Origin of the sequence: Ectothiorhodospira marina, from assembly GCF_900109495.1 — a bacterium.
GTDB lineage: Bacteria > Pseudomonadota > Gammaproteobacteria > Ectothiorhodospirales > Ectothiorhodospiraceae > Ectothiorhodospira > Ectothiorhodospira marina.
The window spans coordinates 13,881-36,055 of record NZ_FOAA01000004.1 but is presented as its reverse complement, the minus strand read 5'-3'; the positions used below and the strand labels follow the sequence as shown (position 1 = coordinate 36,055).

Here is a 22,175-nt window from a genome sequence, read left to right as displayed (position 1 = left end):
GTGTGAGGAGTTATTCCTGAATGTTCAACTGATTGCCGCGCAGGCTCACGGTCAGACGCTGATCCATGCGTTTGCCGACGTAGCCGTTGGGCAGGGGTTTGATATCCCGCCAGGCGGGGTCCGAGGGTTCCCGGAAGATGGCCACGGCGCCCAGGTAGACCGCGTCCGGGTGGCGCTGCAACTCCAGATCCGCCTGCTGGGCCGGGTTCAGGATCAATTCCTTTCGGGTCAGGGCTGTGTGACCCAGGGTCTGGAGGTCGTGAAGCCACAGGTCTCTGAAATCAGCATCCTCGAAGGCCTTGAGGTCGCTGAGTTGATAGACCCTGACCACCACGGGCAGGGGCTGCCCTTCGTCACTGAGATTGAGATTGGCGGTGGAATGCAGATCAACCCGCAGTTGCGGGCTGCTACAGCCGCCGAGCAGGATGAGGAGGCACAGCCAGGGCCACAGGGGCGGACGGTAACGGGGGGATTGCGGGAATCGGGGTTGACGGCATGGGGCGTCATGGCACCCGCTGACAGGCTGATTCATGTGGCCACTCCTTGGCTGGGCTGAAGACCCTTGTGTTCAAGCGATCCCTGGCACCCCCGCAGAGAGGTGCTGACCCAGATTAATCCACATTTCAAAACCAAAGTCAACGCCTCAGGCCAGCAGCGCGTGAACATTTCCGGGACTTGCCATGGCACAGTCCCATGCGGCCGGGATTTCCCCAGGATCATTGATCCTGCCGTTGGCGAGGTCGTGACCCGGATATCTTGCCCATGGATGATAAATCCTGACTCATTTATTTGGTTAAAAAGGTCATAGAAACAGCCAGTTGCATGGATTGATCAAAATTTAATCAATCCATGCAAGGGGGGCGATCACATGGGCTCTCGCGAGAGTTTCCGACATTTTACCCACACAGTTATCCACAGGTTCTGTGGGTCATGGGCAGCGCTGAATCAGCGCCGTCGGGGCGGCGCGGTGAGGGGGTCCTCGGGCCAGGCGTGCTTGGGGTAGCGTCCCTTCAGATCCTTTTTCACCTCGGGATAGGTGCGTTCCCAGAATCCGGCCAGATCCTGAGTGATCTGCACCGGGCGCTGCGCCGGTGACAACACATGCACCATGACGGGCACCTGCCCCTGGGCCAGGCATGGGGTTTCGGTGAGGCCAAACAATAACTGCAGACGCGCAGCCAGCACCGGCACCTCCCCTTGGCTGTAATCCAGTCGCACGCGGGCCCCGCCCGGGAGGGGCCAGTGAGTGGGAGCCAGGTGCTCCAGGTCCCGGGGCAAGGGCCATTCCAGACGGGACATCAGGATGGCATGCAGATCCAGGCGGGTCAGATGCGACAGGCGGGTCATCCCGGTCACCCAGGGACCCAGCCAGTGATCCAACGCCTGGAGCAATGTCTCCCGGGAGAGATCCGGCCAGGGATCGCCCAGGTTGCGATGCAGGAAGCTGACACGCTCGCACAGGGATTCGGCCTGAGGCGTCCAGGGCAGGCTGTTCAGGCCGGCCTGGCGAATCCCCTGGAGCAGCGCGGCGCGGATGGCCTCCGGATCGGGATGATCCACGGCCGCCACGCTCATGGGCAGGCTGCCCAGCATTCGGGCCCTTTGTGCCGAGACCGCGCCGGCCCTGGCATCCCAGGTGATCTGCTCGCTGAGCGTGAAACGCTCTGCCATATGCTGCTCCAGATCTTCCCGGGCGAGACGGGCCGCCAGAAAGACACGGGCCTCCCGTTCCCCGGCATCCAGGCTGGGGACCACGATCCACTCCTGTCCCCCCAGGGATTCCCGGCCCGGCAGGGCAGCGCCCCTGCCACCGCTCAGGCGGTATCGGCTTTGAGCGCCGTCGCGGCGAAGTCCGATACGATCCGGATAGGCCATGGCCAACAGCAGACCCACGGGCTCCAGGGGCTCCGGGCCGGACAAGGGGAGGATCTTCGCGCTGGCCAGGCGGGCGGCCAAGCGTCGTGATTGCTCCCGCACCCGGTGGCGCACCCCCTTGTTGACACGATGTCCGGGAATCTCGTGGCCCTCCAGGGCTTCAAGACGCAGATGGATATCCACCTGCGCCGGGCCATCCAGTCCCATGAGCAGGTCTGGTTCTTCCAGCAGGGCGGCCAACTGGCAGGCCACGGTCGTCAAACCCAGGCGTTGGCCGGAGAGCAGCAGATGAGCCAGACGGGGGTGCACGCCCAGGGTCGCCATGCGGCGGCCCTGTTCGGTGGGTCGATATGCCTCATCCAGGGCACCCAGGGCCTGCAGCAGCGAGCGGGCCTGGGACAATGCCCCGATAGGGGGCGCATCCAGCCAGGCCAGTTCCTGGGGATCGGCGCCCCAGCACGCCAGTTCCAGAGCCAGGGGCGCCAGATCCGCCTCCAGGATCTCCGGGACACGCTGGGTCGGCATGGCCTGTTCTTCGCTTTGGGTCCAGAGCCGCAGGCTGACCCCGGGTTCCAGGCGCCCTGCCCGTCCGGTACGCTGGGTGGCAGAGGCGCGGCTGATGCGCTGGGTCTCCAGACGGGTCATGCCGGAGGCCGGATTGAAGCGGGGTTTCCGGGCCAGGCCGCTGTCCACCACCACACGCACGCCCTCGATGGTCAGGCTGGTCTCGGCCACATCGGTGGTCAGAACCACCTTGCGCTCCCCAGGCAACGCGGGGGCCACGGCCTGCTGCTGAGCCTCCACCGGGAGGCGGCCGTACAGGGGCAGGATCCTCACCCCGGCGGGCAGATCCCTGCCCTCCAGTCCCTGGGCCACGCGCTGGATCTCCCGCTGACCGGGCAGGAAGGCCAGCACACTGCCCTGCTCTTCCTGTAACACCCGGTGCAGGGTGTTCACCATCAGGGGCTCCATGTCCGGGCGGGATGAGCGGCTGGGCGGAAGGTGCCGGATATCCACAGGATAGCTGCGCCCTTCGCTGGTGATGACGGGGGCATCTCCCATGATGCGTGCCACGGGTTCGGCGTCCAGGGTGGCCGACATCACCAGCAGACGCAGATCCTTACGCAGCAGCTCCCGGGCCTGCAGGCACAGGGCCAGCCCCAGATCGGAGATCAGGCTGCGCTCGTGGAATTCATCGAAGATCACCCCATCCACGCCCTCCAGGCCGGGATCCTGCTGCAGGCGCCTTGTGAGAATCCCCTCTGTGATCACCTGGACCTGGGTATCGGGCCCCATCTTGCGTTCCAGGCGGGTCTGGTAACCCACGGTCCGCCCCACCGGCTCACCCAGTTGCGATGCCATGAAGACGGCGGCACCCCGAGCGGCAAGTCGGCGCGGCTGGAGCATGAGGATGCGCCCTCGACACCAGGGCGCAGTCAGCAGGGCCAGGGGCACACGGGTAGTCTTACCGGCCCCCGGCGGAGCCTGAAGCACGGCGACGCCGGCCGCGTCCAGGGCCTGGAGCAGCGACGGCAGGGCCGAGTCAACGGGTTGAGCCGCTCCGGGCAGGGTCAGAGGCGCCCCTATTTCCCGATACAAAAAGTGAAGAGTATATTTTTTTCAATTAGTTACCTGACTTTCGGGGTTCACTCGGGGGACAAGTGAAGAAAGTTGTGTTTTCTTGAGGCAGATCATACTTTAGCAGCGGATTCAACACTTCCCTGCCATCGTAACACTAGGCTCCCGAGAAGCTCTGCTCTCCTGAATTCAAGCTCGGTCCCGCAGGTTTACTGTTACAGTAACCGGCTATACCTTGGGCTGCGCCTTGCAGCGATACATGATGGCCAGGCTGGATTCATCGAATTACACTACTCTCCAAACCTCTTAATAAGAGCTAGATCATGGCAGCCGACTACGCCAGAGTAAATCCAACAACCCTGACCTGGGCCCGTGAGAGGGCACAGTGCCATAGTTAAGATCTCTAATATCTGTGATGCTTTGGTGTGCCCTACATCACCACATTCCAGCTTTTAAACCGCCTCGACGCCAAATTTGTTCTGGGCCAATAAGCCTACCAGTAGTGATAACCCGGTGCCTGAGACTCCGGCCCATCCAGCACAGCATCAGAAACTGGCACCAATGGATCACGACAGTCAGCTTTCAATCTGGCCCAATCAATCCAGGCTTGCAGCTCTTGCGTCATCTCACCTTTTGCCTCAGCAGAATTTTCAACAGCTTCGGTGTAACGCCGCAACCTTTCAGCATCGGCCCAATGGACTTTAGTTGCTCCGCTAAACACAGAATTCGAATGTTCGCTTGTAAACAAAAGCGAACGTTCGCGCACCTCGGTTCGATAAATCTGCCTATCTTTTCGTAGTGTCCGCAGTGACGGGGTAGAACCTCAAGAGGTCGATTGGTTCAGAAGCTAATCCCTTTGGCTTTTTGTTCCAATGTCTCCCTCATGTAGAGATGCAATGAGCGGGCACGCGATGCTGTCCGGCCGTGCGTGGCATTGACTGACCATGTCGCTCAGAGCCTTCTCAATTTTGACCAGCCTTTCGATCTTTTCACGCACATCCTTCAGCTTGTGCTCGGCGAGCGCACTGGCTTCCTGACAGTGAGTGCCATCTTCCAACCTTAAAAGGTCGCCGACCTCGTCGAGACTGAAACCCAGCTGCTGCGCCGTTTTAACAAATGTCAGCCGATCAATATCGGCGGAACCGTAGCGTCGAATACCACCTAGAGGTCGTTTGGGTTCCGACAACAGACCTCGCCGCTGGTAATAGCGGATCGTCTCGACATTTACATTGGCCGCCTTGGCCAAGCCGCCAATAGTCAGTGAACTGGCTTTAACCGACATACTGCTTGACTCCGTACTTGACTACGGAAGTAACCTTATCGCATCGAGTCCATGGGCAACAGGTGTCAGCGTCATGTCGAAATTCAAATCTAAATCCGGAGGTGCTTCTCTCGCTGTCGGGGGCATGGCTGGACTTCTCGCCTCGGCGTGCTGTCTCGGGCCATTGGTACTTATCACTCTGGGCGTTTCCGGTGCCTGGATCGGCAACCTGACAGCTTTGGAGCCCTATCGACCGCTGTTCATTGGCGCGGCCACCGTCGCCATGTTCTTTGCCTGGCGACGAATCTATCGCCCTGTAGAGGAATGCTCACCCGGTGAAACGTGTGCGATCCCTCAAGTCCGAAAGACCTATAAGGTGATCTTTTGGGTAGTTACGGCTCTGGTACTGGTCGCATTAGTGTTCCCTTACATTTTGCCTCTATTCTACTAAACGGAGATTTTTCTCATGCGTAAACAGTTTGTACTTGCCATGTTCCTCACTTTGCTCAGCATGTCCTCCTGGGCTGCGTCTCAAACAGTAACTCTCTCGGTGCCTGACATGACCTGTGCCGCGTGTCCGATCACCGTCAAGTTGGCCTTAAGTAAGGTGGAAGGGGTGTCGCAAGTTTCCGTGAGCTACCCTGATCGAGAAGCCGTCGTCACCTTTAACGATGCGCTCACTTCCATAGAGGCGCTCACCGAGGCCACGAGCGACGCTGGTTACCCCTCCACTCCCACGGCCTCAGAGGCGACTCCGGAGGGGCAATAAAGAATCCGAAGAACCTGCTCAGGGTCGGCATAGTAGGGACTATTCTGGTTGCACTATGCTGCTTCACACCGATTCTGGTCATTTTGATGGCCACCGTGGGACTGGCCGCCCTGACGGGCTATCTCGACTATGTGCTTCTTCCGGCACTGGCGGTATTCATCGGCCTGACGGTTTATGCGTTCTGGCGGAAAAAGCACTATGACGCCAGCTACGAGAGCAACTTCAAAGCTCCAAGGAGTTTCCCGAGTGAAAAATGACAACAAACTGCATATTGCGGTAATCGGCAGTGGTGGTGCCGCCATGGCGGCTGCCCTGAAGGCAACAGAGCGCGGTGCCCGCGTCACCCTGATTGAACGTGGGACTGTCGGCGGCACCTGCGTAAATGTTGGCTGCGTGCCCTCGAAGATTATGATTCGTGCAGCACATATCGCGCACCTGCGAAAAGAAAGCCCGTTTGACGCGGGCATCAGTGCTGAGGCTCCTCAGGTAGACCGAGCAAAACTGCTTCAGCAACAGCAGGCACGAGTGGAGGAGCTGCGTGACACCAAGTACGAAAAGATACTTCGAGAACACAAGGACATCACAGTCCTGAACGGTGAGGCCCGGTTTGTCGATACCAATAGCCTGGTAGTCACGCTGGCTGAGGGTGGTGAAAAACCGGTTCATTTTGATCGCGCCTTTATTGGAACCGGAGCCAGACCGGCAGAGCCGCCAATAACGGGGCTGGCAGACACTCCTTACCTGACATCAACCAGTGCCTTGGCGCTGGATACCGTTCCCAAACGGCTGATCGTGATTGGTGCCGGTTTCGTTTCCTTGGAATTGGCTCAGGCATTCGACAGACTCGGCAGCAAGGTTACCGTTTTAGCCCGGAGCCGTGTGTTGTCCAGCGAAGATCCTACGATCGGAGAGGCCATAGAGGCGGCTTTTAAACGGGAAGGGATTGAGGTGCTTCGCCAGACCACGCCCAGCAACGTGGACTATAGCGACAACGAGTTTATCGTCGAGACGCCTGCCGGCACCTTGCGAGCCGACCAACTACTGGTGGCGACCGGTCGAACGCCCAATACCGAGGCCCTGAACCTGGCGAGCATTGGCGTGGAAACTTCACGCGGCGCAATTCAGGTGGATGAGCATCTGCAAACCACGGTCACCGGAATATACGCTGCTGGTGACTGCACCAATCAACCGCAGTTTGTCTATGTCGCAGCTGCCGCAGGCAGCCGAGCCGCCGTCAACATGGCGGGAGGCGAGGCCAAACTCGACCTCAGTGCCATGCCCGGGGTCATGTTCACCGATCCTCAAGTCGCCACCGTTGGCCTCACTGAAGCCGAAGCAGTTGCTCGGGGTTATAGCGTGGACACCAGGCTGCTCGACTTGGAAAACGTGCCGCGTGCGCTAGTAAACTTTGACACCCATGGATTTATTAAAATGGTAGCAGAGCGCAGCACAGGCCGTTTGCTCGGGGTGCAGGTTGTCGCAGCGGAAGGCGGTGAAATTATCCAAACGGCAGTGATGGCGTTACGAGCAGGTTTGACCGTTCAGGAAATCGGCGATGACTTGTTCCCTTATCTGACCATGGTTGAAGGACTCAAACTCTGTGCGCAAACGTTCACCAAGGATGTAAAGCAGTTGTCCTGCTGTGCCGGTTAACCGCTCCGGCTCTGGTCAACGCGAGCACTGTCCAAAATTTGAACGTTCGCTTTGCGACCTGGCTGGCCAGCAGAAAACAATATTCTGAACCATACTTAAAGGCCTTTACCCTCCAAAGAGGGCCACGTCATGACATTTCCTATCAGCAAAGCTCCCTGGAACAAGGGAAAGCTCGTTGGCCAGAAGCTGCCGCTCAAACTCGAACAAATATGGGCTATCCGGATTCGGTTGGAGATTGCAGAGAACATCCGCGAGCTGGCGATGTTCAACATGGCAATTGACTGCAAACTCCGATCCTGCGATTTGGTAAAGCTATTGGTTCGAGATATTTCCAGAAACGGTGAGGTTCTGGACCGGGCGCAAGTCATCCAGCAGAAGACTAGTCAGCCTGTTCAGTTTGAGATAACCAAAAAGACGCGCGAATCGGTCGAGGCATGGATCGAGTTGCGCGGACTTTCGGGTATGGATTATTTGTGGCCGAGCCGGATGCGAAAGTTCGACCATATCACTACTCACCAATACGCTCGTGTTGTCAAAAAGTGGATTACCAGCATCGGACTTGACCCTTCAGTCTACGCAACCCATTCAATGAGACGCAGCAAAGCGACATTGATCTACAAGAAGACCAAAAATCTTCGAGCCGTTCAGTTGCTGTTGGGACACACGAATATGTCGAGCACCGTGCGGTACCTTGGTGTGGAGGTTGAGGATGCTCTGGAGATAGCCGAGAGTATTGAGATCTAAATGCGTAACTTGGCTCCTTGGTCGCTGGATGTTGCAGACCCTGGCAGATCCGGTTGATGAACACCTTCGGGTTTCGATCAGGCTCCTTCAGTCGTAAACAAAAGCGAACATTCTAGTCACGCCTTCCCTCCGCCTCCGAAAGCACCACTGCCAAATCCTCGGGCACCGGCATGGGTGCAAATGCGCTGATGTTTGCACCAGTGTTTCCCAACGGAACCCAAATTCGGGAAAAGACCAGGGCGGCAATGGTTCGAATAGACTGCCCCAGCACTTCACGAACGTCTCTTGTTCGCCAACCCAGTCTGAGCATCCGTAAGTGGGTTGCAGCGTGCGCCAGAGCATACCTCTGGCTGAGGATATGGGCACGTTCCAGATGGGTGAAGGCTGTCTGGAAATCGCCTGCGCCTTCCGCCCTGCGTGTCGCCTCAAGCTCCGTAAGATCGGACGCCTTCAATTCACTGTGCATCGATGTTTACTCCCCCTGAATTGCCAACGACGGGCCAATAATCGACCATTTGACTCCGAATGGTTCAGCCTTTCAGTGCCAGTATGCGTTTGGCACCCATCAATACGATGGCACCGACAATTCCGCCAATAATCAGATCTGGGTAGTTGGACCCGGTCCAGGCAACGAGCAGCCCCGCAAGTATTACCCCCAGGTTGATGGCCACGTCGTTGGCTGAAAATATCCAGCTGGCTTTCATGTGAGCACCGCCTTCACGGTGTTTTGCGATCAGGAGCAGGCAACTGATATTCGCAATGAGAGCAACAGAGGCGACGGCCATCATCATTAACGACTGAGGATCACTGCCGAACAGAAAACGTCTGCTAACTTCAACCAATACCCCAGCGGCAAGGATAAGCTGGAGGATGCCTGCCACATGGGCCGCTCTGACCTGCATTTTGATGCCGTGCCCAACGGCGTAAAGTGCGAGACCGTAGACGGCGGCATCGGCAAGCATGTCTAGCGAGTCTGCAATCAGGCCAGCGGACTGGGCGATCAGGCCCATCGTCATCTCGACCAGAAACATCAGGCCGTTGATTGCCAGCAGTATCCATAAAGTGCCGGATTCTTCGCTTTCGTTGGCCTTAGAAGATTCAGCCGCTCTGACGGATTCAGCGCTGGCGTCTTCTGTCCGCTGCAAGGAAGCACCCAGGCCCAGGTTTTCCAGTTTGCTGGTAATAGGACCGGTTTCTCCATGGTGGATAATTTCCAATGTACGACCCGATAAATCGAATGACAGCGACTGAATGTTTTCAACGCCAGTCAGTGCCATTCGAATCATTCGCTCTTCCGAGGGACAATCCATTTTTGGTATTTTGTAGGTGCTTAGCTGGCTACCTGTTTCGGCGGTGGCGCGTCCCTGAAACTTGTCATCTACGACAGAGTCTTCACTACCACACTGCCCATTGCAGGGTTTGCTCATTTTCTCGGCTCCGGTTTTCGTACAAATGATGCAATTTAAAACCCTGTAGCCACTACAGGGTCAATAACTAATCTACACTAGTAGTCGTCAAAATCGGCGTTTGTCTGGATAAAGATCTACAATGATAAGTGCGATGGTGTGGACGTCTAATTTTATTTCGAGGGTAAACTTTATGATTTCATTTAAAGGACTTACAGCAACCGCTGCGTTGTTGGTTTTTCCTGCATTCGTGCTAGCGCATGGTGATCAAGGCTCATGGCAAGGGCATGGTCCTGGCATGATGATGGATCAGGAGCAAATGCAACAGATGCACCAGAACTGGTCTCACATGAACCAGCTGATGCAACGCATTCCTGATGAAGCTTCACCGCAAGAACGGCAACGATTGATGCGAGAACACAGGGAGGCGATGCAAGAGCAAATGGGTTTTATGCATCACGGTATGATGGGCCCCGGCATGATGCGTGGACAAAACGGCATGATGGGAGGTCAGCACATGATGAACGGCGGCGGTAAATCAAAGAATGGTGGTAGTCTGTCTAACGAGCAACAAATTCAGATGATGCAGGAGCGCATGGATCAAATGCAGCTGATGATGGAGCAAATGCTGCAATACCAGCAAAATCTAAAGGTAGAGTGATCGAGAAGCCTTCAAATACTTTTACTTAACAGACGCGTAGTAACTGGCGAGTTTGATAGGCTGAAGTTTGTGAAAACGGCGCAGTAGCTGGGTTTCGGTCTCAACGAAATCCCTGGCCTTTTACGGCTGGAAGATGGCGCTCTGGGCACCACTTCGAATGTTCGCTTTGCGACCTCTGCTAAACCCTTCAGCGGGCAGAAGTCAGTCTTGTGAGCCATACTTATAGGCCCTCACCCTCTAAAGAGGGCTAAATCATGACATTTCCTATCAGCCATGCTCTCTGCGACCTGCTCCCATTGGCGGAAACAATGGTAAACATCGCAACCGGTGCGGCAGTGTCTCCAGATACGAGCTGGTCAATTCAATATCCCATAGCTTCGAGCAGTTGCACTCCTTACAGGAATCACCATCAGTAAGCTCCTGAAAGTGGCTACAATGGTTACACCGCTTCACATCCTTCACGCCCTTTTTGACGAACAAAGAGTTGACCAGGGCGAGCAGGTGCGCGATTCGTTTTTCGTTGTCTTCGGTATATTTTTTCCTCCTCTCGATTTCAGCCAGCCGTTGCCATTCAGGCTCAGCTCGGACCGGTTTTCGCAGTTCGAGAGCGGCGTTCTCCCCTTCCAGTTCTACAAGTCGTGCCTTCTCCGCCTGTTCGGCTCTATAGCCGTCCAGAGCTGAAAATGAATCGAATTTTACGGTGAAAGAATCCCCTCCTCGATGCTCCAGCGTCAGCAGCCCTTCGCGAGCCAGCCTTTTGAGGTAGTTCAGAACCAAAAGATAAGGACTCGGGATCATCCGGTTCTCGGCATCGGTGAAAAACCAGACACCCTTTTTTCCGTACCATTGGCCCCTGTTGCACCCCTGGATTTTTTGCTTATGCTTCAGTTTGATAAGCTCCGCGATCCACTCCACCAGACCAAACTCTCGCACAACGGCTCGCTTCACATCGTTGGCCCGCAAACTGTTCCGAGAATTACCCTGGATAAACCGTTCATAGATAAACGCCTGCCAGACGGTGCGGTGGACCCTGAAAATCCAGTCTCCATTTTGTTCGTGGGCCAGTGCTGCTGGCAGCTCATCACGCCGAAGGCGCTGAGCGATAGCTTGTAATGTACCGCTATCCAGCCGCGGTTCCTGACGTTGCTGATCGGATGTCTGGGTCTGGAGCTGTTCAAGTTGGCGACTATATTGTTCGCGAAGCCGGGATTTACGGCTTTCTATCTCGACCTTCCTCTTTTCTGCGGCCTGTTCAGCTAATCGGCGCTGCTGACGCTCTATCTTTGCCTGTTCAACGCCGGCCCGATGCTCGGTAATGAACCGCTTCACCTTCTCATGTAGTGTCTGGTGAGCGGCCTTAATTTCCTCGCGGTACAGCTGGCAGGAAATCCATTCGCGGCTGGCTTCGGATAGCACCTCTTCGGCGAACAGCTGTTCGTTTGTCACCAGGTCTTGCGGCAGCATGCTCAGGTCCAGTTCAACCAGATTCTTTTTCGCGAATCGCTCCCGTTTGTCTCCGGTGACGGCATGGGTGACATAGACCTCGATGAGTATTTCGATTCCATCGCTGGTCACACCAATCACATCGGGTCTCAAGCCATCCACTGTCTGCTCCAGCCGGACGTCGACAAACTCCAGTCTTCGACCGGGGACGACAATTTCTTCTGACAGAACGTCTCCGGTCGGCATTTTTTTCCCAATACTGTGCCGGAACTCCGGAATCACAATGTATCTGCGATCATCAATTATCTGCTTGGCCATCAGGTGAACGGCGCTCTCGTATCCGCCAAGGCATTCCCGTGACTGATGGTGCGAAAAGTAAGGCCGCTTCCGTTCACCCTGGTTAGCAATCAGAGCGCTGCCGCAGCCCGGGCACACGCATTCGCACGCCAACCCCCTTTCGGTACCCTGAGGCGGGTAGAGCCGCCCCTGTCTAAGCCCGAAGGGGACTCTCAGCCCATCGTTGCTCGTATCCACTGCCATTTCTGATCTCCTTTCCTTCACGTGGCGACAACTCTCTCTGTTAAGTTGAGTTGTCTTCGGTCAAGTCGGATAATCATCAAAAACAAGCAGTTATTCGTTCCATTCCGGAAATTCCGGAAATACAGGGGTCAACAGGCTATGAATTCTTTGGCGGAAAGCGTTAATGAGAGACAGGCATCCTTCCTGGGCCGGTGCTTTGAGATCCTTGAGGACGAGCTATGCGGAAAAAGCAGAGAGAAAAACGAGTTTTACATGAACTGTATTTCTCATCTCTCCCGTCACAATTATCTGACCACGACACAGATTCGGGAATGCGACACGAGCTCAGATGAGGAGCGAAAGAGAGACGACAAAACTTATCGCAAGTGGCTTCAGGACTTCATGGCAGCACTCAATTCAAACCGAAGCCGCCTTCAAACCGAACTGTCCCAATATAGACTTACGAAGTTTCCTCACATTGAGTACGTAAAGGGGGTCAAGGGCAAGGAGGCACACTTTTACGTCACATCAGATGATGCGACCACCGGTGATAATGGTGTAGCCGGCGGTGATGAATCGACTGGCGATATTGGCTCCGACTACTCAACAATCCGATATAAAACAGAGAAAATCAGCCGCCCCCCCTGGTATCTGAGCATCGCGAACCCTCTCTTCAGGACGCAGAAGGCACGCGGGCTATCTGCCTTGTCTGCACTGGTCGTGGTGTTTCTGCTGCTCCCACTGGCTATCGGGTACATCTACCTTTTTCACCCGAATGACCCCTGGCTGGTTGCCCTGTTCGCTGTCCTGCTGGCAGCAGATCTGATGCTCATAGCACCAACACTGAAGATCCTGCGCCTGATTACTCGGAAGATCACTATTGTTGATTCGATCAGGCTTCCATTAAGGGGTAAGCGGATTAAATGGTTGATCTTACCTTTGCATGAGAGTGAGACAGACCGGCATCTCATCGGATTATCTGGTTGATGCTTCACCTACTGTTGGTGCATGTTTCCTTCGCTAATTCCAGCAAGAACCCCACACGCCTCAACTTCCAGGTCATCGTTGCAACTCGCTCTCAGTGAAACGAGTTGTTTCTCAAGCGCTTGCAGAGCGGTTATCTGCGACCGCACATGAGAGATGTGATCATCGAGCAAGGTGTTGACGGCGGTACAAGGCTGATGAGGGTCGTCCTGATAGCTCTGTAGTTCGTGAATCTCAGCCAGTGACAGGCCCAGGATTCTGCAGCGACGGATGAAGGCCAGCCCCTTACCATGCTTCTCGGTATAGACACGGTAACCGTTGTCCTGCCGATCAGGCGGCGGCAACAAGCCCTGCTGTTCATAGAAGCGGATCGTCTGTGTTTCGACCCCTACCAACTGCGCCAACTGACCAATGCGCATCAGCCTCCTCCCCAACGGATTCTTTACTCTATTGACATTATAGTAGCTTTATAGTTTTAAATGGTACCACAACATTGTTCAAGTGGAGTCGTATTATGAGCAAATCCTGTGGTGGCGCCTGTGGCGGTGATGCAACGTCCGCAGCGGATACCGATATACAGGCCTCCTCCGAGGCGCCAGGGAGATGGGTCAGTGTTTATGCCGTGCCGAAGATGGACTGTCCATCAGAAGAACGAATGATTCGCCTAGCCCTGAACGGCTTTGAGGAGATTCGGGCGCTGTCCTTCGACTTGTCGAACCGCCGGCTGAAGGTCGTGCATGACGGCGAGGTCGAGCCCGTCACCTCGAAACTGAAGACCTTGGGGCTAGGCGCCTCGCTTCAGGAAACCGTCGCTGCAAATCCGGAGACCATCAAGGCCGCCGAGTTTTCGGCAGCTTCTGCTAAGCAAGAATCCGGGACCCTGCGCTGGTTGCTCGGCATCAATGCACTTCTGTTCGTGGTGGAAATTACTGCCGGTCTGATGGCTCAGTCAACTGGACTCATTGCAGAGTCCCTGGACAATTTTGCTGATGCGGCAGTGTACGGACTCGCTCTTTATGCGGTTGGGCATAGCGTGAAAAGGCAGGTCCGTGTTGCGCACGTTGCTGGTGTGGTCCAACTGGTTTTGGCTGTTGGCGTACTCGTAGAGGTCGTGAGGCGCTTTGTATTCGGTAGTGAGCCTGAATCGCTGGTGATGATGGCTATCGCATTCGTCGCATTGATTGCCAATACCAGTTGTCTGCTGCTCATATCCAAACATCGGGAAGGCGGGGCGCACATGAAGGCAAGCTGGATATTCTCGGCCAACGACGTGGTGATCAACCTGGGGGTCATCACCGCCGGCGCCCTGGTCGCGTGGACCGGTTCCAATTATCCGGATCTGATTATCGGCACCATCGCGGGGGGCATTGTACTTAACGGTGCCAGACGCATTTTGGCGCTGAAGTGAATGGAGTCCCCACAGTGAGCCTCTGGCAGTACCTGTTGCTGGCAGGGGTGGCCGGCGTGCTCCTCAATCTCACGCCCTGTGTATTGCCGGCGCTGCCTATCAAGCTACGCAGCATCAGTCGAGTGGTCGGTGATCGGCCCGGGCGACGTTTACTGGCTGGCGCTGCGCTGCTGGCCGGAACACTGACGTTTTTCGGTGCACTGGCGGTGGCCACTGCTTGGTTAAATTGGACCTGGGGCGCCCTGTTTCACTCTGCTTCATTCCGGTTGATGCTCGCTGCCGTGCTCGCCGGCCTCGGTGTTTGGAGCCTGGCCGGGCGCGGGTTTCAGCCACCGCAGTGGGTCTACCGTATCCGGGGGGCGGGTTACGCCGAGCCTTACTTTGCGGGCCTGTTGGCGGCGGTGCTGTCCACTCCCTGCACCGGACCATTTCTGGGTGGCGTACTCGCCTTCGCCCTCACCCAGTCGCCAGCCGCCATCGTGGCGATTTTCCTGGCGGTCGGTGTGGGCCTGGCGCTACCCTACCTGATCCTGCTGGTCCGCCCTGGCCTGGTTGCCCGGATACCCCGCGGCGGAGCCTGGCTGCTTCGCATCCATCAATTCCTGGGCTTGGTCCTGCTGGCCGGAGCGGTATTCTTCGCAGCCACTGTGCTCCCGCGCAGTCTGGGGCCGCTGCTATGGACGGCCTGGGCCGCTGTGCTTACTTTCTGGCTGCTGCGCGCGCTATGGGCCGGCCCCGATCTCCGGGCACGCTTGGTACTGGCGCTTATACTGGCTGGCACGGTGACCACTGCACTCACGAACTGGCCGCAGCCAGATCGCGTCGGAACCGATACCTTGAATTGGCAGCCGCTGACTATGCAGGCACTGGCCGATGCTCGCGCTGCACAGCGGCCGGCGCTGATTGAATTCACCGCCGACTGGTGCATCAACTGCAAAGTGCTCGAACAGACCGTTTACCGCAACCGGCGCGTAGTCGAGGCTGTCCGCGCGGTCAACGCTCTCTCTCTGCGCGCCGATCTGACACGGCCCGATGAGCGCCTACAACGTTATCTACGCGAGTTCGGCGGCGCCGGCCTGCCGTTTGCGGTGGTGCTCGACGGTCGCGGACAGCCGGTGAAGCGGCTGCCCGACTTGTTTATGGCGGACACGCTCGCGTCGGCTCTGCAAAAAACTGGAGGTGACTGACATTATGCGCAAGAATACATCCCGGATTCTCGGCTGGCTGGTGCCTGGCCTGGGCGCTTTGGCGGTGGTGGGCACACTGTTGGCATGGCAGTGGCCAGCCGTCGATCCCAAAACTGAAGATGCAGTAGCCGGTCCCGAGACAACCGGTACGGCAGAAACCACCGCCGATTTGATCGAGATCGATGCTGTGCAAGAAGCAGAGGACAGTATTCGAGTGACGCTTTTGATCGACGGCGATTGGCACGTGAACGCCAATCCCGCATCCCTGGGTTTCTTAATCCCCACGGAGCTTTCCGTGAGCGCGAGAGGGCCCTTGCCGTTGAAAGTCGACTACCCGCTTGGTCGTAACATCGACAGCGGGCTCGGCGACGAGCCCTGGACCGTCTATGACGATGGCACTATCATCAAAGCTACCCTCCTCGAGGAAGTGCCTGGTGGCCAACTGACCGCTGAAGTTCGGGTCCAGGCCTGCCACGACAGCGGCCGTTGCCTGGCTCCGGACACCATCCAGGCACGTGTCGTTACGCCGTGATGAGAATATGGCATGGTCGGCCCACGTGGTGTCAACCTGGGCGTCATCACTGCCGGTGCCCTGGTCGCGTGGACCGGTTCCAATTATCCGGATCTGATTATCGGCACCATCGCGGGGGGCATTGTACTTAACGGTGCCAGACGCATTTTGGCGTTGAAAGGTTAAATAATGCTCATTATTGGCAAAAAGCTCTCGCCGTATGCCCTATTGTCCATATCGGGCCTGCTGGCAGCGTCTGATCAGGCTGTAAAGTGGCTGGTGCAGCAATCAATGGCCTATGGCGAGTATGTTTCGGTGACCCCGTTCTTTAACTGGGTGCACCTATGGAACACCGGTGCCGCATTTAGTCTTTTTGCGAATGGTGGAGGCTGGCAGCGCTACTTTTTTATCGGAATCGCGGTAGTGGTCTCGATTTTTCTGATCAAGCTGATCCTTGAAAATCGTCATAAAGGAGAAGCCATCGCTTACAGTCTTATCCTCGGTGGCGCCATGGGCAACCTGATTGACCGGGTCTTTCGCGGCTATGTTGTAGATTCCTTTGATTTCTATTGGCGAGACTGGCATTGGCCGGCCTTCAACCTGGCTGATATTGCAATTGTCCTCGGTGCCTTACTTTTCGTTTCCAGCAGCTTGTTGGGTAAAAAAGCAAACACCAATGCCGAGTCGGATGGATCTGACTGACACCTACGCCTATACAACACCATGACCGAACTTCCCGACAACATCCTTCACCTGCCGCAATACCAAGTACTGGGCTGCAAATCAACCGACGACGAAATGCACTTCCAGGTGGACGTGCCCGATCCCATCGCCTGCGAGGAATGCGGCGTGCAGGGTGAGTTCGTACGGTTCGGCAAGCGTGACGTTCCCTATCGTGATCTGCCCATCCACGGCAAGCGGGTCACTCTCTGGGTGGTCCGCCGCCGATACACCTGCCGGGCCTGCAAGACAACATTCAGGCCCCAGCTACCGGAGATGGTGGACGGATTCCGTATGACACTGCGGCTGCATGAGTACGTGGAGAAGGAATCCTTCAACCACCCCTACACCTTTGTGGCGGCACAGACCGGCCTGGACGAGAAGACGGTGCGCGACATCTTCAACGCCCGCGCCGAGTTCCTGGGGCGCTGGCACCGCTTCGAGACGCCCCGCATCCTGGGCATTGACGAGCTATACCTGAACAAGCGCTACCGCTGCATTCTGACCAACATTGAGGAGCGAACCCTGCTCGACCTGCTGGCCACCCGCCGCCAGGACGTGGTGACCAACTACCTGATGAAGCTGAAAGACCGGCAGAAGGTCGAGATCGTCAGCATGGACATGTGGAACCCCTACCGGGCAGCGGTCAAGGCTGTGCTGCCCCAGGCCCGTATCGTAGTCGATAAGTTCCATGTGGTGCGCATGGCCAACGATGCCCTAGAGAGAGTGCGCAAGGGCCTCAGAAAGGAGCTGAAACCGTCCCAGAGCCGGACTCTCAAGGGAGACCGGAAAATCCTGCTGAAGCGCGCTCACGAAGTCTCAGACCGGGAGCGCCTCATCATGGAGACCTGGACAGGCGCGTTCCCGCAACTGCTGGCCGCCTACGAGCACAAGGAGCGCTTCTACGGCATCTGGGACGCCACCACACGGCTCCAGGCAGAAGCCGCCCTGGACGAGTGGATAGCCACCATCCCGAAGGGCCAAAAGGAAGTCTGGAGCGATCTGGTCAGGGCAGTGGGAAACTGGCGCGAAGAGACCATGACCTACTTCGAGACGGACATGCCCGTCACCAACGCTTACACGGAGTCCATCAACCGACTGGCCAAGGACAAGAACCGTGAAGGGCGCGGTTACTCCTTCGAGGTGATGCGGGCACGAATGCTCTACACCACGAAGCACAAGAAGAAGGCACCGACTGCGAAGGTCTCTCCTTTCTACAAGAAAACCATCGGTTACGGACTGCCGGACTTCGCAGAGGAACTCAACTACGGAGTCGATCTATCAACCATCTGAGGGTGGTATCAGATTGATGGGGTGAAGGTGCCCCATCAACCATTAAATCCGTATACCCCCATTAAGTAGTGTCTGTATAGCCGAAATTACCAGCGTCGGGGCGAACAACCCATCAAGCACCGAACGACACCTCTCGGTTGTTACAGTTTCTGCCAATTGCCCTGTGTGCAATGATAAGTATGGCCTTGAGAGCTCAGTCTTTCTGGAACAAAGGGGATTAACAAGCAGTCGGATAATCGGGATTTGCTACAACAATCCAATGATGCACCGCTACACATTCGACAAGGACCTAATGACCGGAGAGCGTCTACAAAACGTCTAAGTGAGGGAATCGTAGATGGTCGCCTCCTGCTTGCCATCCGCTCCCCGGTAAAATCAGACCCTGGTCTCCTATTTGTGGAAAGAACTTGGCAGTTTTTCCTGGCCCAGCCCGAGAGACCATCAAGAGCTTCAACAAAATAGGCACTTTGTCGTGTGAAACTGAGAGGAAAAGTTTTCTGAAAAAATGACGGTCATATCATCGAGATCGGCACAGCGATCCGAGACCTTTTAATCAGTCTTTTCACTTGCAAAAACTCGTATTCGCTATCATCATGTGACCTGTTAAAAGGTCTCTGGAGTAATCACATGACCCATCAAATCTACTCAGAAGTTACTGCAAGCATCTCAGAACTCAAAAAGAACCCTATGGCAGCGGTAGATTCTGGTGAAGGCTTCCCCATTGCCGTTTTAAACCGGAACAAGCCTGCGTTTTACTGCGTTCCGGCTGAAATCTACGAAGCCATGCTTGATAGACTGGATGATCAAGAATTGGTTGCTATTGTGAAAGAACGCCGTTCAGAACCAAGCATCCGGGTTGACCTGAATGAGCTTTAAATATGGCCTTGCGTTCAAGCCCTCAGCCCTGAAGGAATGGAAAAAGCTTGCACCGGCCATTCGGGACCAGTTCAAGAAAAAGCTCACCAAACGACTCGATGATCCTCACGTACCAGCGGATGCCCTCTCCGGACTCTCAGGCTGTTACAAAATAAAGCTGAAGAGCGTCGGGTATCGTTTGGTCTATCAGGTCGAGGATGGCGAGATTCTCGTGACAGTTATTGCGGTAGGGCGACGTGAGCGCGGCGATGTTTACAGCAAAGCCAGCGGCCGTATTTAGATTTTGGGTGTCTCGTGCCTGAGCTTACCTGGCTCTGTATTCGTCAGCAGGGCCGCGAAACGATTTACTGTAATTACAGTAACCGCTTTTGCCCGGATGCGGCAGAGAACTGATACCCCATAGCCTTGTAGCCCTTCTCCCGCTTCCGGAACATCCGCCCGAGCATGGGTAACCCTGTATCCAGGTAGTCGTAAATGGTCACCTCCTGCTTGCCATCCGCTTCCCGGTGAAGTCTGCCCGCGTACTGAGACAAAGTTCCTTTCCATGCGATGGGCAGGGCAAGAAAATTTCAGCCAGTCTCTGATCGATGTCAGCGAGTTCATTCGTCACGCAGTGCAACTACCTCATTGGTTGGTCTCGAAAAGGACTTTTGTGAGACTCCACGAGTTTATACATCGCTTCCAGGCTCTTAACAGTCTTTTCTGAGACCCTCTGGAGCAAGAGTCCGCCGCTCAAGCTGATTGGCCCAACTCACAGGCTCAAAACAGTCTGATAAAAGACTCTAGCAAAGCACATGCTCAGGATTCGATCCGACCGGAGATTCACTGGTAACGGAAAAATCTCGGAGTGGCCCCCACTGCGGAACAATGAAACAACTAGCCTGTTTTCGGGCAAATCTTGGGAGTTCCAAAACGGTCTGCTATTTGTGGAGAATTCCCGGGAATTCTCCACATAGATAGTAGTGTGGAGAAGTTGGGGCAGTTTTTCTGGCAGTAGCCCAGCCCGTGAGATCATCAACAGCTTCAAAAAAACCCCCGCAAACCTTCTTAGCAATCGCGAAAAAACCACACCTGGTTCTTCACTATTTGTGAAAAATTGATCGCGCTCGCAGGCAGGCTCTTAACCGCTGCACGTGGCAAGCGAAAATAGGAAGCAAATTTTCACAAATAGTGAAAAACCCCAAGAAGTTTTTAATCAGAACATCTGGGCAGGATTGGCCCTTGTTCCTATTTGTGAAAAATCCCGACTCTTTTTTCACATAGATAGTTATGTGAAAAGAGCCTGGCTGTTTTTTTCTGGCCGTGGCCACCGCTCGAACGCCATTGGAACCGGTGCAACAAACCTACCGCTTTCTAAGCTGCACAACCTTGATCAATTTTCAGCCAAATCTCCGCACCTTTCGCATGACACAAGGAGCGATTCGTTCGCCGTACTGTCCTATTGATAGTCCCAGGGGCCAAAACCAGTGCAACAAACCTACCGAACCGGTGCAGCAAACCTACCGATCCGTCCTCCTAACACCGTTCCTCGCCATAAAATCTTCGAGCGATTTTCCTGGCTCCGCAGGCCCGGTAGAGCCTTCAACCTTCGCCAAACCTTCCGATATGAATCGGCGAATGAGCTGCTCGGGGGCAATACCCAGATCTGAGGCATACTGCTCAAGCCGATCGGGCAAAGTGTCCCTGTCTCGATAACGAACGTAGAACTCTCTCAAAGCTCATGTCTCCTGGTTACGGGAAATGGCAATCGATCCGCCAACAGTAATTATCACCACGATTTCACCGCTGTAAAACTGCACTGATAGCACACTAGCACAACTTTGTTACGTCAGAACAAACTATTGATTTTTATATAAAAATCATTTTACCAGGACTTGCATTTTCACCTTTTCATGCGATGATTTTGTTAGAACCTGAATGGGCGTCATGACTCAAGACTGACTTGCGGCTATGCCCACGATTGACCCACTAAAACCGAAGCGGTGTGGATGGAATGAGTATTTGGCATGAAGAATTGGAGATCGCACTCTGGCCTTTGGAGGATCAGCCTCTGGGCAGTGCAGGACTGACATTCGCCATCAGCAATTTGCTGTCACGCGCGGAGGTGTATCATCAATGTCGTGTGGGTTATGTGAAAGACCGGCGAACCCAAATGGAAACAATGCCGCACTGTTGGATCGAATTACCGGATGGCTGGTGTATCGACCTCACTCTCCGGCACTGGCTGGATGATGACGATGACATCCCTCATGGCGTTTTCCGGTTTTCGGATTATCCACGAGTCTGCTGCCACGGATCGCCACTGCAGATACCTGATCTCGATGATGAAGCGCTTGAGGCCATGACTGATGGCAGACGTACATCGATCAGAATTCCACCAATGATCGATCGTGCAGCGTAAGCCGGTTTCGCTGGTTCCTTTAAGGTACACATCAACAGAACCAGGTAACCAGCTCCGCAGATAACCAAAAGAACCATCTAAAACAGACCGGCCTCACGGAACCATCTATAGCAGACTGAGAAAGAAAATGTTTATCCGAGCCTACCTGAGAGCATCAACCCAGGAGCAGAACGCCGATCGGGCCAAAGAGTCATTGATTCAATTTGCCGAACAGCACGGCCACCGGATCGCAGCTTTCTATACCGAGAACGTTTCCGGCGCCACATTGCACCGGCCGGAGCTGATGAGACTGATTGCCGAGTCCGGTGAAGGCGATATTGTTCTGGTGGAACAGATTGACCGACTTGCCCGCCTGAAACAGAGAGATTGGGATAGCCTGAAACAAAGGTTGAGCGCCAAGCGGCTGTCGATTGTTTCACCCGAACTTCCCACAAGTTGGCTGGCCCTGGATCGGAAGGATGAAACCGGTTTCACAGACTCAATCCTGCAAGCGGTGAACTCTATGATGCTCGATATGCTGGCCGCCGTGGCCCGTAAAGATTACGAAGATCGCCGCCGGCGTCAGTCCCAAGGGATAGGTAAAGCAAAGGCGGAAGGTAAATATCGTGGGCGGCAACCTGATATCAAACGCCGTCAGCATGTGGCCAGCCTGCTGCGCACTGGCCATAGCTACAGTGAGATTCAGGAAATACTGGGATGCTCCAGGCACCTGATTGCCTCTGTCGCAAAAGAGCAAAGGCAGTCCGAGGCTGCCTGATGGGAGCTGTGTTCCAACCACACAACAGAAGGAGATCTCTCTGTGATCGATCTATCTGCAACACTGATTGGCTTTGCCAGCTTTGTTCTGGTGGTACTAACTATCTGCGGAGTTGCTTACTTCAAAGCA

General features: G+C 55.4%; 24 protein-coding genes and 1 pseudogene. 17 read left to right on the top strand and 8 right to left on the bottom strand.

All coding sequences use genetic code 11. The features are described 5' to 3' along the window. Nucleotides 1–10: 10 nt before the first annotated feature. The 4 genes from tssJ to merR all read right to left on the bottom strand — a co-directional run bounded on the left by tssJ (nucleotide 11) and on the right by merR (nucleotide 4,735). Nucleotides 11–532, bottom strand: coding sequence for a type VI secretion system lipoprotein TssJ (gene tssJ / locus BMY52_RS05010; RefSeq protein ID WP_090251700.1), 522 nt, complete (start codon nucleotides 530–532; stop codon nucleotides 11–13). 413 nt (nucleotides 533–945) lie between these two features. Beyond that, nucleotides 946–3,474 (bottom strand): ATP-dependent helicase HrpB, encoded by a 2,529-nt coding sequence (gene hrpB, locus BMY52_RS05005; protein ID WP_245740601.1) that lies wholly within the window; start codon nucleotides 3,472–3,474, stop codon nucleotides 946–948. A gap of 472 nt (nucleotides 3,475–3,946) precedes the next feature. After that, nucleotides 3,947–4,219: a hypothetical protein gene (locus BMY52_RS15125; protein WP_143050426.1), complete on the bottom strand. Its 273-nt coding sequence runs from the start codon at nucleotides 4,217–4,219 to the stop codon at nucleotides 3,947–3,949. An 81-nt stretch (nucleotides 4,220–4,300) separates the two neighbouring features. Then, nucleotides 4,301–4,735: a mercury resistance transcriptional regulator MerR gene (merR, locus tag BMY52_RS05000; RefSeq protein WP_011783479.1), complete on the bottom strand. Its 435-nt coding sequence runs from the start codon at nucleotides 4,733–4,735 to the stop codon at nucleotides 4,301–4,303. 73 nt (nucleotides 4,736–4,808) lie between these two features. On the opposite strand from merR, the gene merT reads away from it, so the two are divergent. The 5 genes from merT to BMY52_RS04975 all read left to right on the top strand — a co-directional run bounded on the left by merT (nucleotide 4,809) and on the right by BMY52_RS04975 (nucleotide 7,880). After that, entirely contained in the window at nucleotides 4,809–5,165 is a 357-nt protein-coding gene (gene merT / locus BMY52_RS04995; RefSeq protein ID WP_090251698.1) for a mercuric ion transporter MerT, read from the top strand. A 15-nt stretch (nucleotides 5,166–5,180) separates the two neighbouring features. Then, the gene (gene merP / locus BMY52_RS04990; protein WP_011783481.1) at nucleotides 5,181–5,483 is read left to right on the top strand and encodes a mercury resistance system periplasmic binding protein MerP; all 303 of its coding nucleotides are present in this window, start codon (nucleotides 5,181–5,183) and stop codon (nucleotides 5,481–5,483) included. Next, nucleotides 5,480–5,740 carry a mercury resistance system transport protein MerF gene (merF, locus tag BMY52_RS04985; RefSeq protein ID WP_014421551.1) on the top strand — a complete coding sequence of 87 codons (261 nt, stop codon included), beginning with the start codon at nucleotides 5,480–5,482 and terminating at the stop codon, nucleotides 5,738–5,740. The genes merP and merF overlap by 4 nt, the downstream gene beginning before the upstream one ends. After that, nucleotides 5,730–7,136, top strand: coding sequence for a mercury(II) reductase (merA, locus tag BMY52_RS04980; protein ID WP_090251695.1), 1,407 nt, complete (start codon nucleotides 5,730–5,732; stop codon nucleotides 7,134–7,136). The genes merF and merA overlap by 11 nt, the downstream gene beginning before the upstream one ends. A gap of 129 nt (nucleotides 7,137–7,265) precedes the next feature. Continuing rightward, nucleotides 7,266–7,880, top strand: a complete 615-nt coding sequence (locus BMY52_RS04975; RefSeq protein WP_090251693.1) for a tyrosine-type recombinase/integrase — start codon at nucleotides 7,266–7,268, stop codon at nucleotides 7,878–7,880. 112 nt (nucleotides 7,881–7,992) lie between these two features. Here the strand turns inward: BMY52_RS04975 and BMY52_RS04970 are convergent, their stop codons facing one another. Both BMY52_RS04970 and BMY52_RS04965 read right to left on the bottom strand, forming a co-directional pair. Then, nucleotides 7,993–8,346 carry a DUF3703 domain-containing protein gene (locus BMY52_RS04970; RefSeq protein ID WP_062785117.1) on the bottom strand — a complete coding sequence of 118 codons (354 nt, stop codon included), beginning with the start codon at nucleotides 8,344–8,346 and terminating at the stop codon, nucleotides 7,993–7,995. Nucleotides 8,347–8,410: 64 nt separating this feature from the next. After that, a complete protein-coding gene (locus tag BMY52_RS04965) occupies nucleotides 8,411–9,307 on the bottom strand; it encodes a cation efflux transmembrane domain-containing protein (RefSeq protein WP_090251691.1) in 897 nt (298 codons plus the stop codon). Between the two features lie 172 nt (nucleotides 9,308–9,479). On the opposite strand from BMY52_RS04965, the gene BMY52_RS04960 reads away from it, so the two are divergent. Next, a complete protein-coding gene (locus tag BMY52_RS04960) occupies nucleotides 9,480–9,947 on the top strand; it encodes a hypothetical protein (RefSeq protein WP_041343552.1) in 468 nt (155 codons plus the stop codon). Nucleotides 9,948–10,214: 267 nt separating this feature from the next. Here the strand turns inward: BMY52_RS04960 and BMY52_RS04955 are convergent, their stop codons facing one another. Next, nucleotides 10,215–11,708, bottom strand: a complete 1,494-nt coding sequence (locus BMY52_RS04955; protein ID WP_245740599.1) for a hypothetical protein — start codon at nucleotides 11,706–11,708, stop codon at nucleotides 10,215–10,217. 360 nt (nucleotides 11,709–12,068) lie between these two features. Here BMY52_RS04955 and BMY52_RS04950 point away from each other — a divergent pair, with 360 nt between their 5' ends. Continuing rightward, on the top strand, nucleotides 12,069–12,896 hold the full coding sequence (locus BMY52_RS04950) for a hypothetical protein (protein ID WP_090251686.1): 828 nt from the start codon (nucleotides 12,069–12,071) through the stop codon (nucleotides 12,894–12,896). Between the two features lie 8 nt (nucleotides 12,897–12,904). Here the strand turns inward: BMY52_RS04950 and cadR are convergent, their stop codons facing one another. Beyond that, the gene (cadR, locus tag BMY52_RS04945; protein WP_090251683.1) at nucleotides 12,905–13,312 is read right to left on the bottom strand and encodes a Cd(II)/Pb(II)-responsive transcriptional regulator; all 408 of its coding nucleotides are present in this window, start codon (nucleotides 13,310–13,312) and stop codon (nucleotides 12,905–12,907) included. Nucleotides 13,313–13,407: 95 nt separating this feature from the next. Here cadR and BMY52_RS04940 point away from each other — a divergent pair, with 95 nt between their 5' ends. From BMY52_RS04940 to BMY52_RS04885, 10 genes and pseudogenes are all read left to right on the top strand, one after another. Continuing rightward, entirely contained in the window at nucleotides 13,408–14,301 is an 894-nt protein-coding gene (locus BMY52_RS04940; RefSeq protein WP_090251681.1) for a cation efflux transmembrane domain-containing protein, read from the top strand. A 14-nt stretch (nucleotides 14,302–14,315) separates the two neighbouring features. Continuing rightward, nucleotides 14,316–15,488: a protein-disulfide reductase DsbD family protein gene (locus tag BMY52_RS04935; RefSeq protein ID WP_090251678.1), complete on the top strand. Its 1,173-nt coding sequence runs from the start codon at nucleotides 14,316–14,318 to the stop codon at nucleotides 15,486–15,488. 4 nt (nucleotides 15,489–15,492) lie between these two features. Continuing rightward, nucleotides 15,493–16,020, top strand: coding sequence for a protein-disulfide reductase DsbD domain-containing protein (locus BMY52_RS04930; RefSeq protein WP_090251676.1), 528 nt, complete (start codon nucleotides 15,493–15,495; stop codon nucleotides 16,018–16,020). Nucleotides 16,021–16,050: 30 nt separating this feature from the next. Next, nucleotides 16,051–16,185, top strand: a pseudogene (locus BMY52_RS15360) (cation transporter); the annotation flags it as partial. A 3-nt stretch (nucleotides 16,186–16,188) separates the two neighbouring features. Further along, entirely contained in the window at nucleotides 16,189–16,701 is a 513-nt protein-coding gene (gene lspA / locus BMY52_RS04925; RefSeq protein WP_003821921.1) for a signal peptidase II, read from the top strand. 21 nt (nucleotides 16,702–16,722) lie between these two features. Then, complete coding sequence (locus BMY52_RS04920; protein ID WP_004574636.1) at nucleotides 16,723–18,012, top strand: ISL3-like element ISPpu12 family transposase; 1,290 nt, start codon at nucleotides 16,723–16,725, stop codon at nucleotides 18,010–18,012. Nucleotides 18,013–18,639: 627 nt separating this feature from the next. Next, nucleotides 18,640–18,888 carry a type II toxin-antitoxin system Phd/YefM family antitoxin gene (locus BMY52_RS04910; RefSeq protein ID WP_022987730.1) on the top strand — a complete coding sequence of 83 codons (249 nt, stop codon included), beginning with the start codon at nucleotides 18,640–18,642 and terminating at the stop codon, nucleotides 18,886–18,888. Continuing rightward, nucleotides 18,878–19,168: a type II toxin-antitoxin system RelE family toxin gene (locus BMY52_RS04905; protein ID WP_090251673.1), complete on the top strand. Its 291-nt coding sequence runs from the start codon at nucleotides 18,878–18,880 to the stop codon at nucleotides 19,166–19,168. The genes BMY52_RS04910 and BMY52_RS04905 overlap by 11 nt, the downstream gene beginning before the upstream one ends. A gap of 1,713 nt (nucleotides 19,169–20,881) precedes the next feature. Then, entirely contained in the window at nucleotides 20,882–21,289 is a 408-nt protein-coding gene (locus BMY52_RS04890; RefSeq protein WP_090251668.1) for a hypothetical protein, read from the top strand. Nucleotides 21,290–21,416: 127 nt separating this feature from the next. Next, nucleotides 21,417–22,046, top strand: a complete 630-nt coding sequence (locus BMY52_RS04885; protein WP_090251665.1) for a recombinase family protein — start codon at nucleotides 21,417–21,419, stop codon at nucleotides 22,044–22,046. The last annotated feature ends 129 nt before the right edge of the window (nucleotides 22,047–22,175 follow it).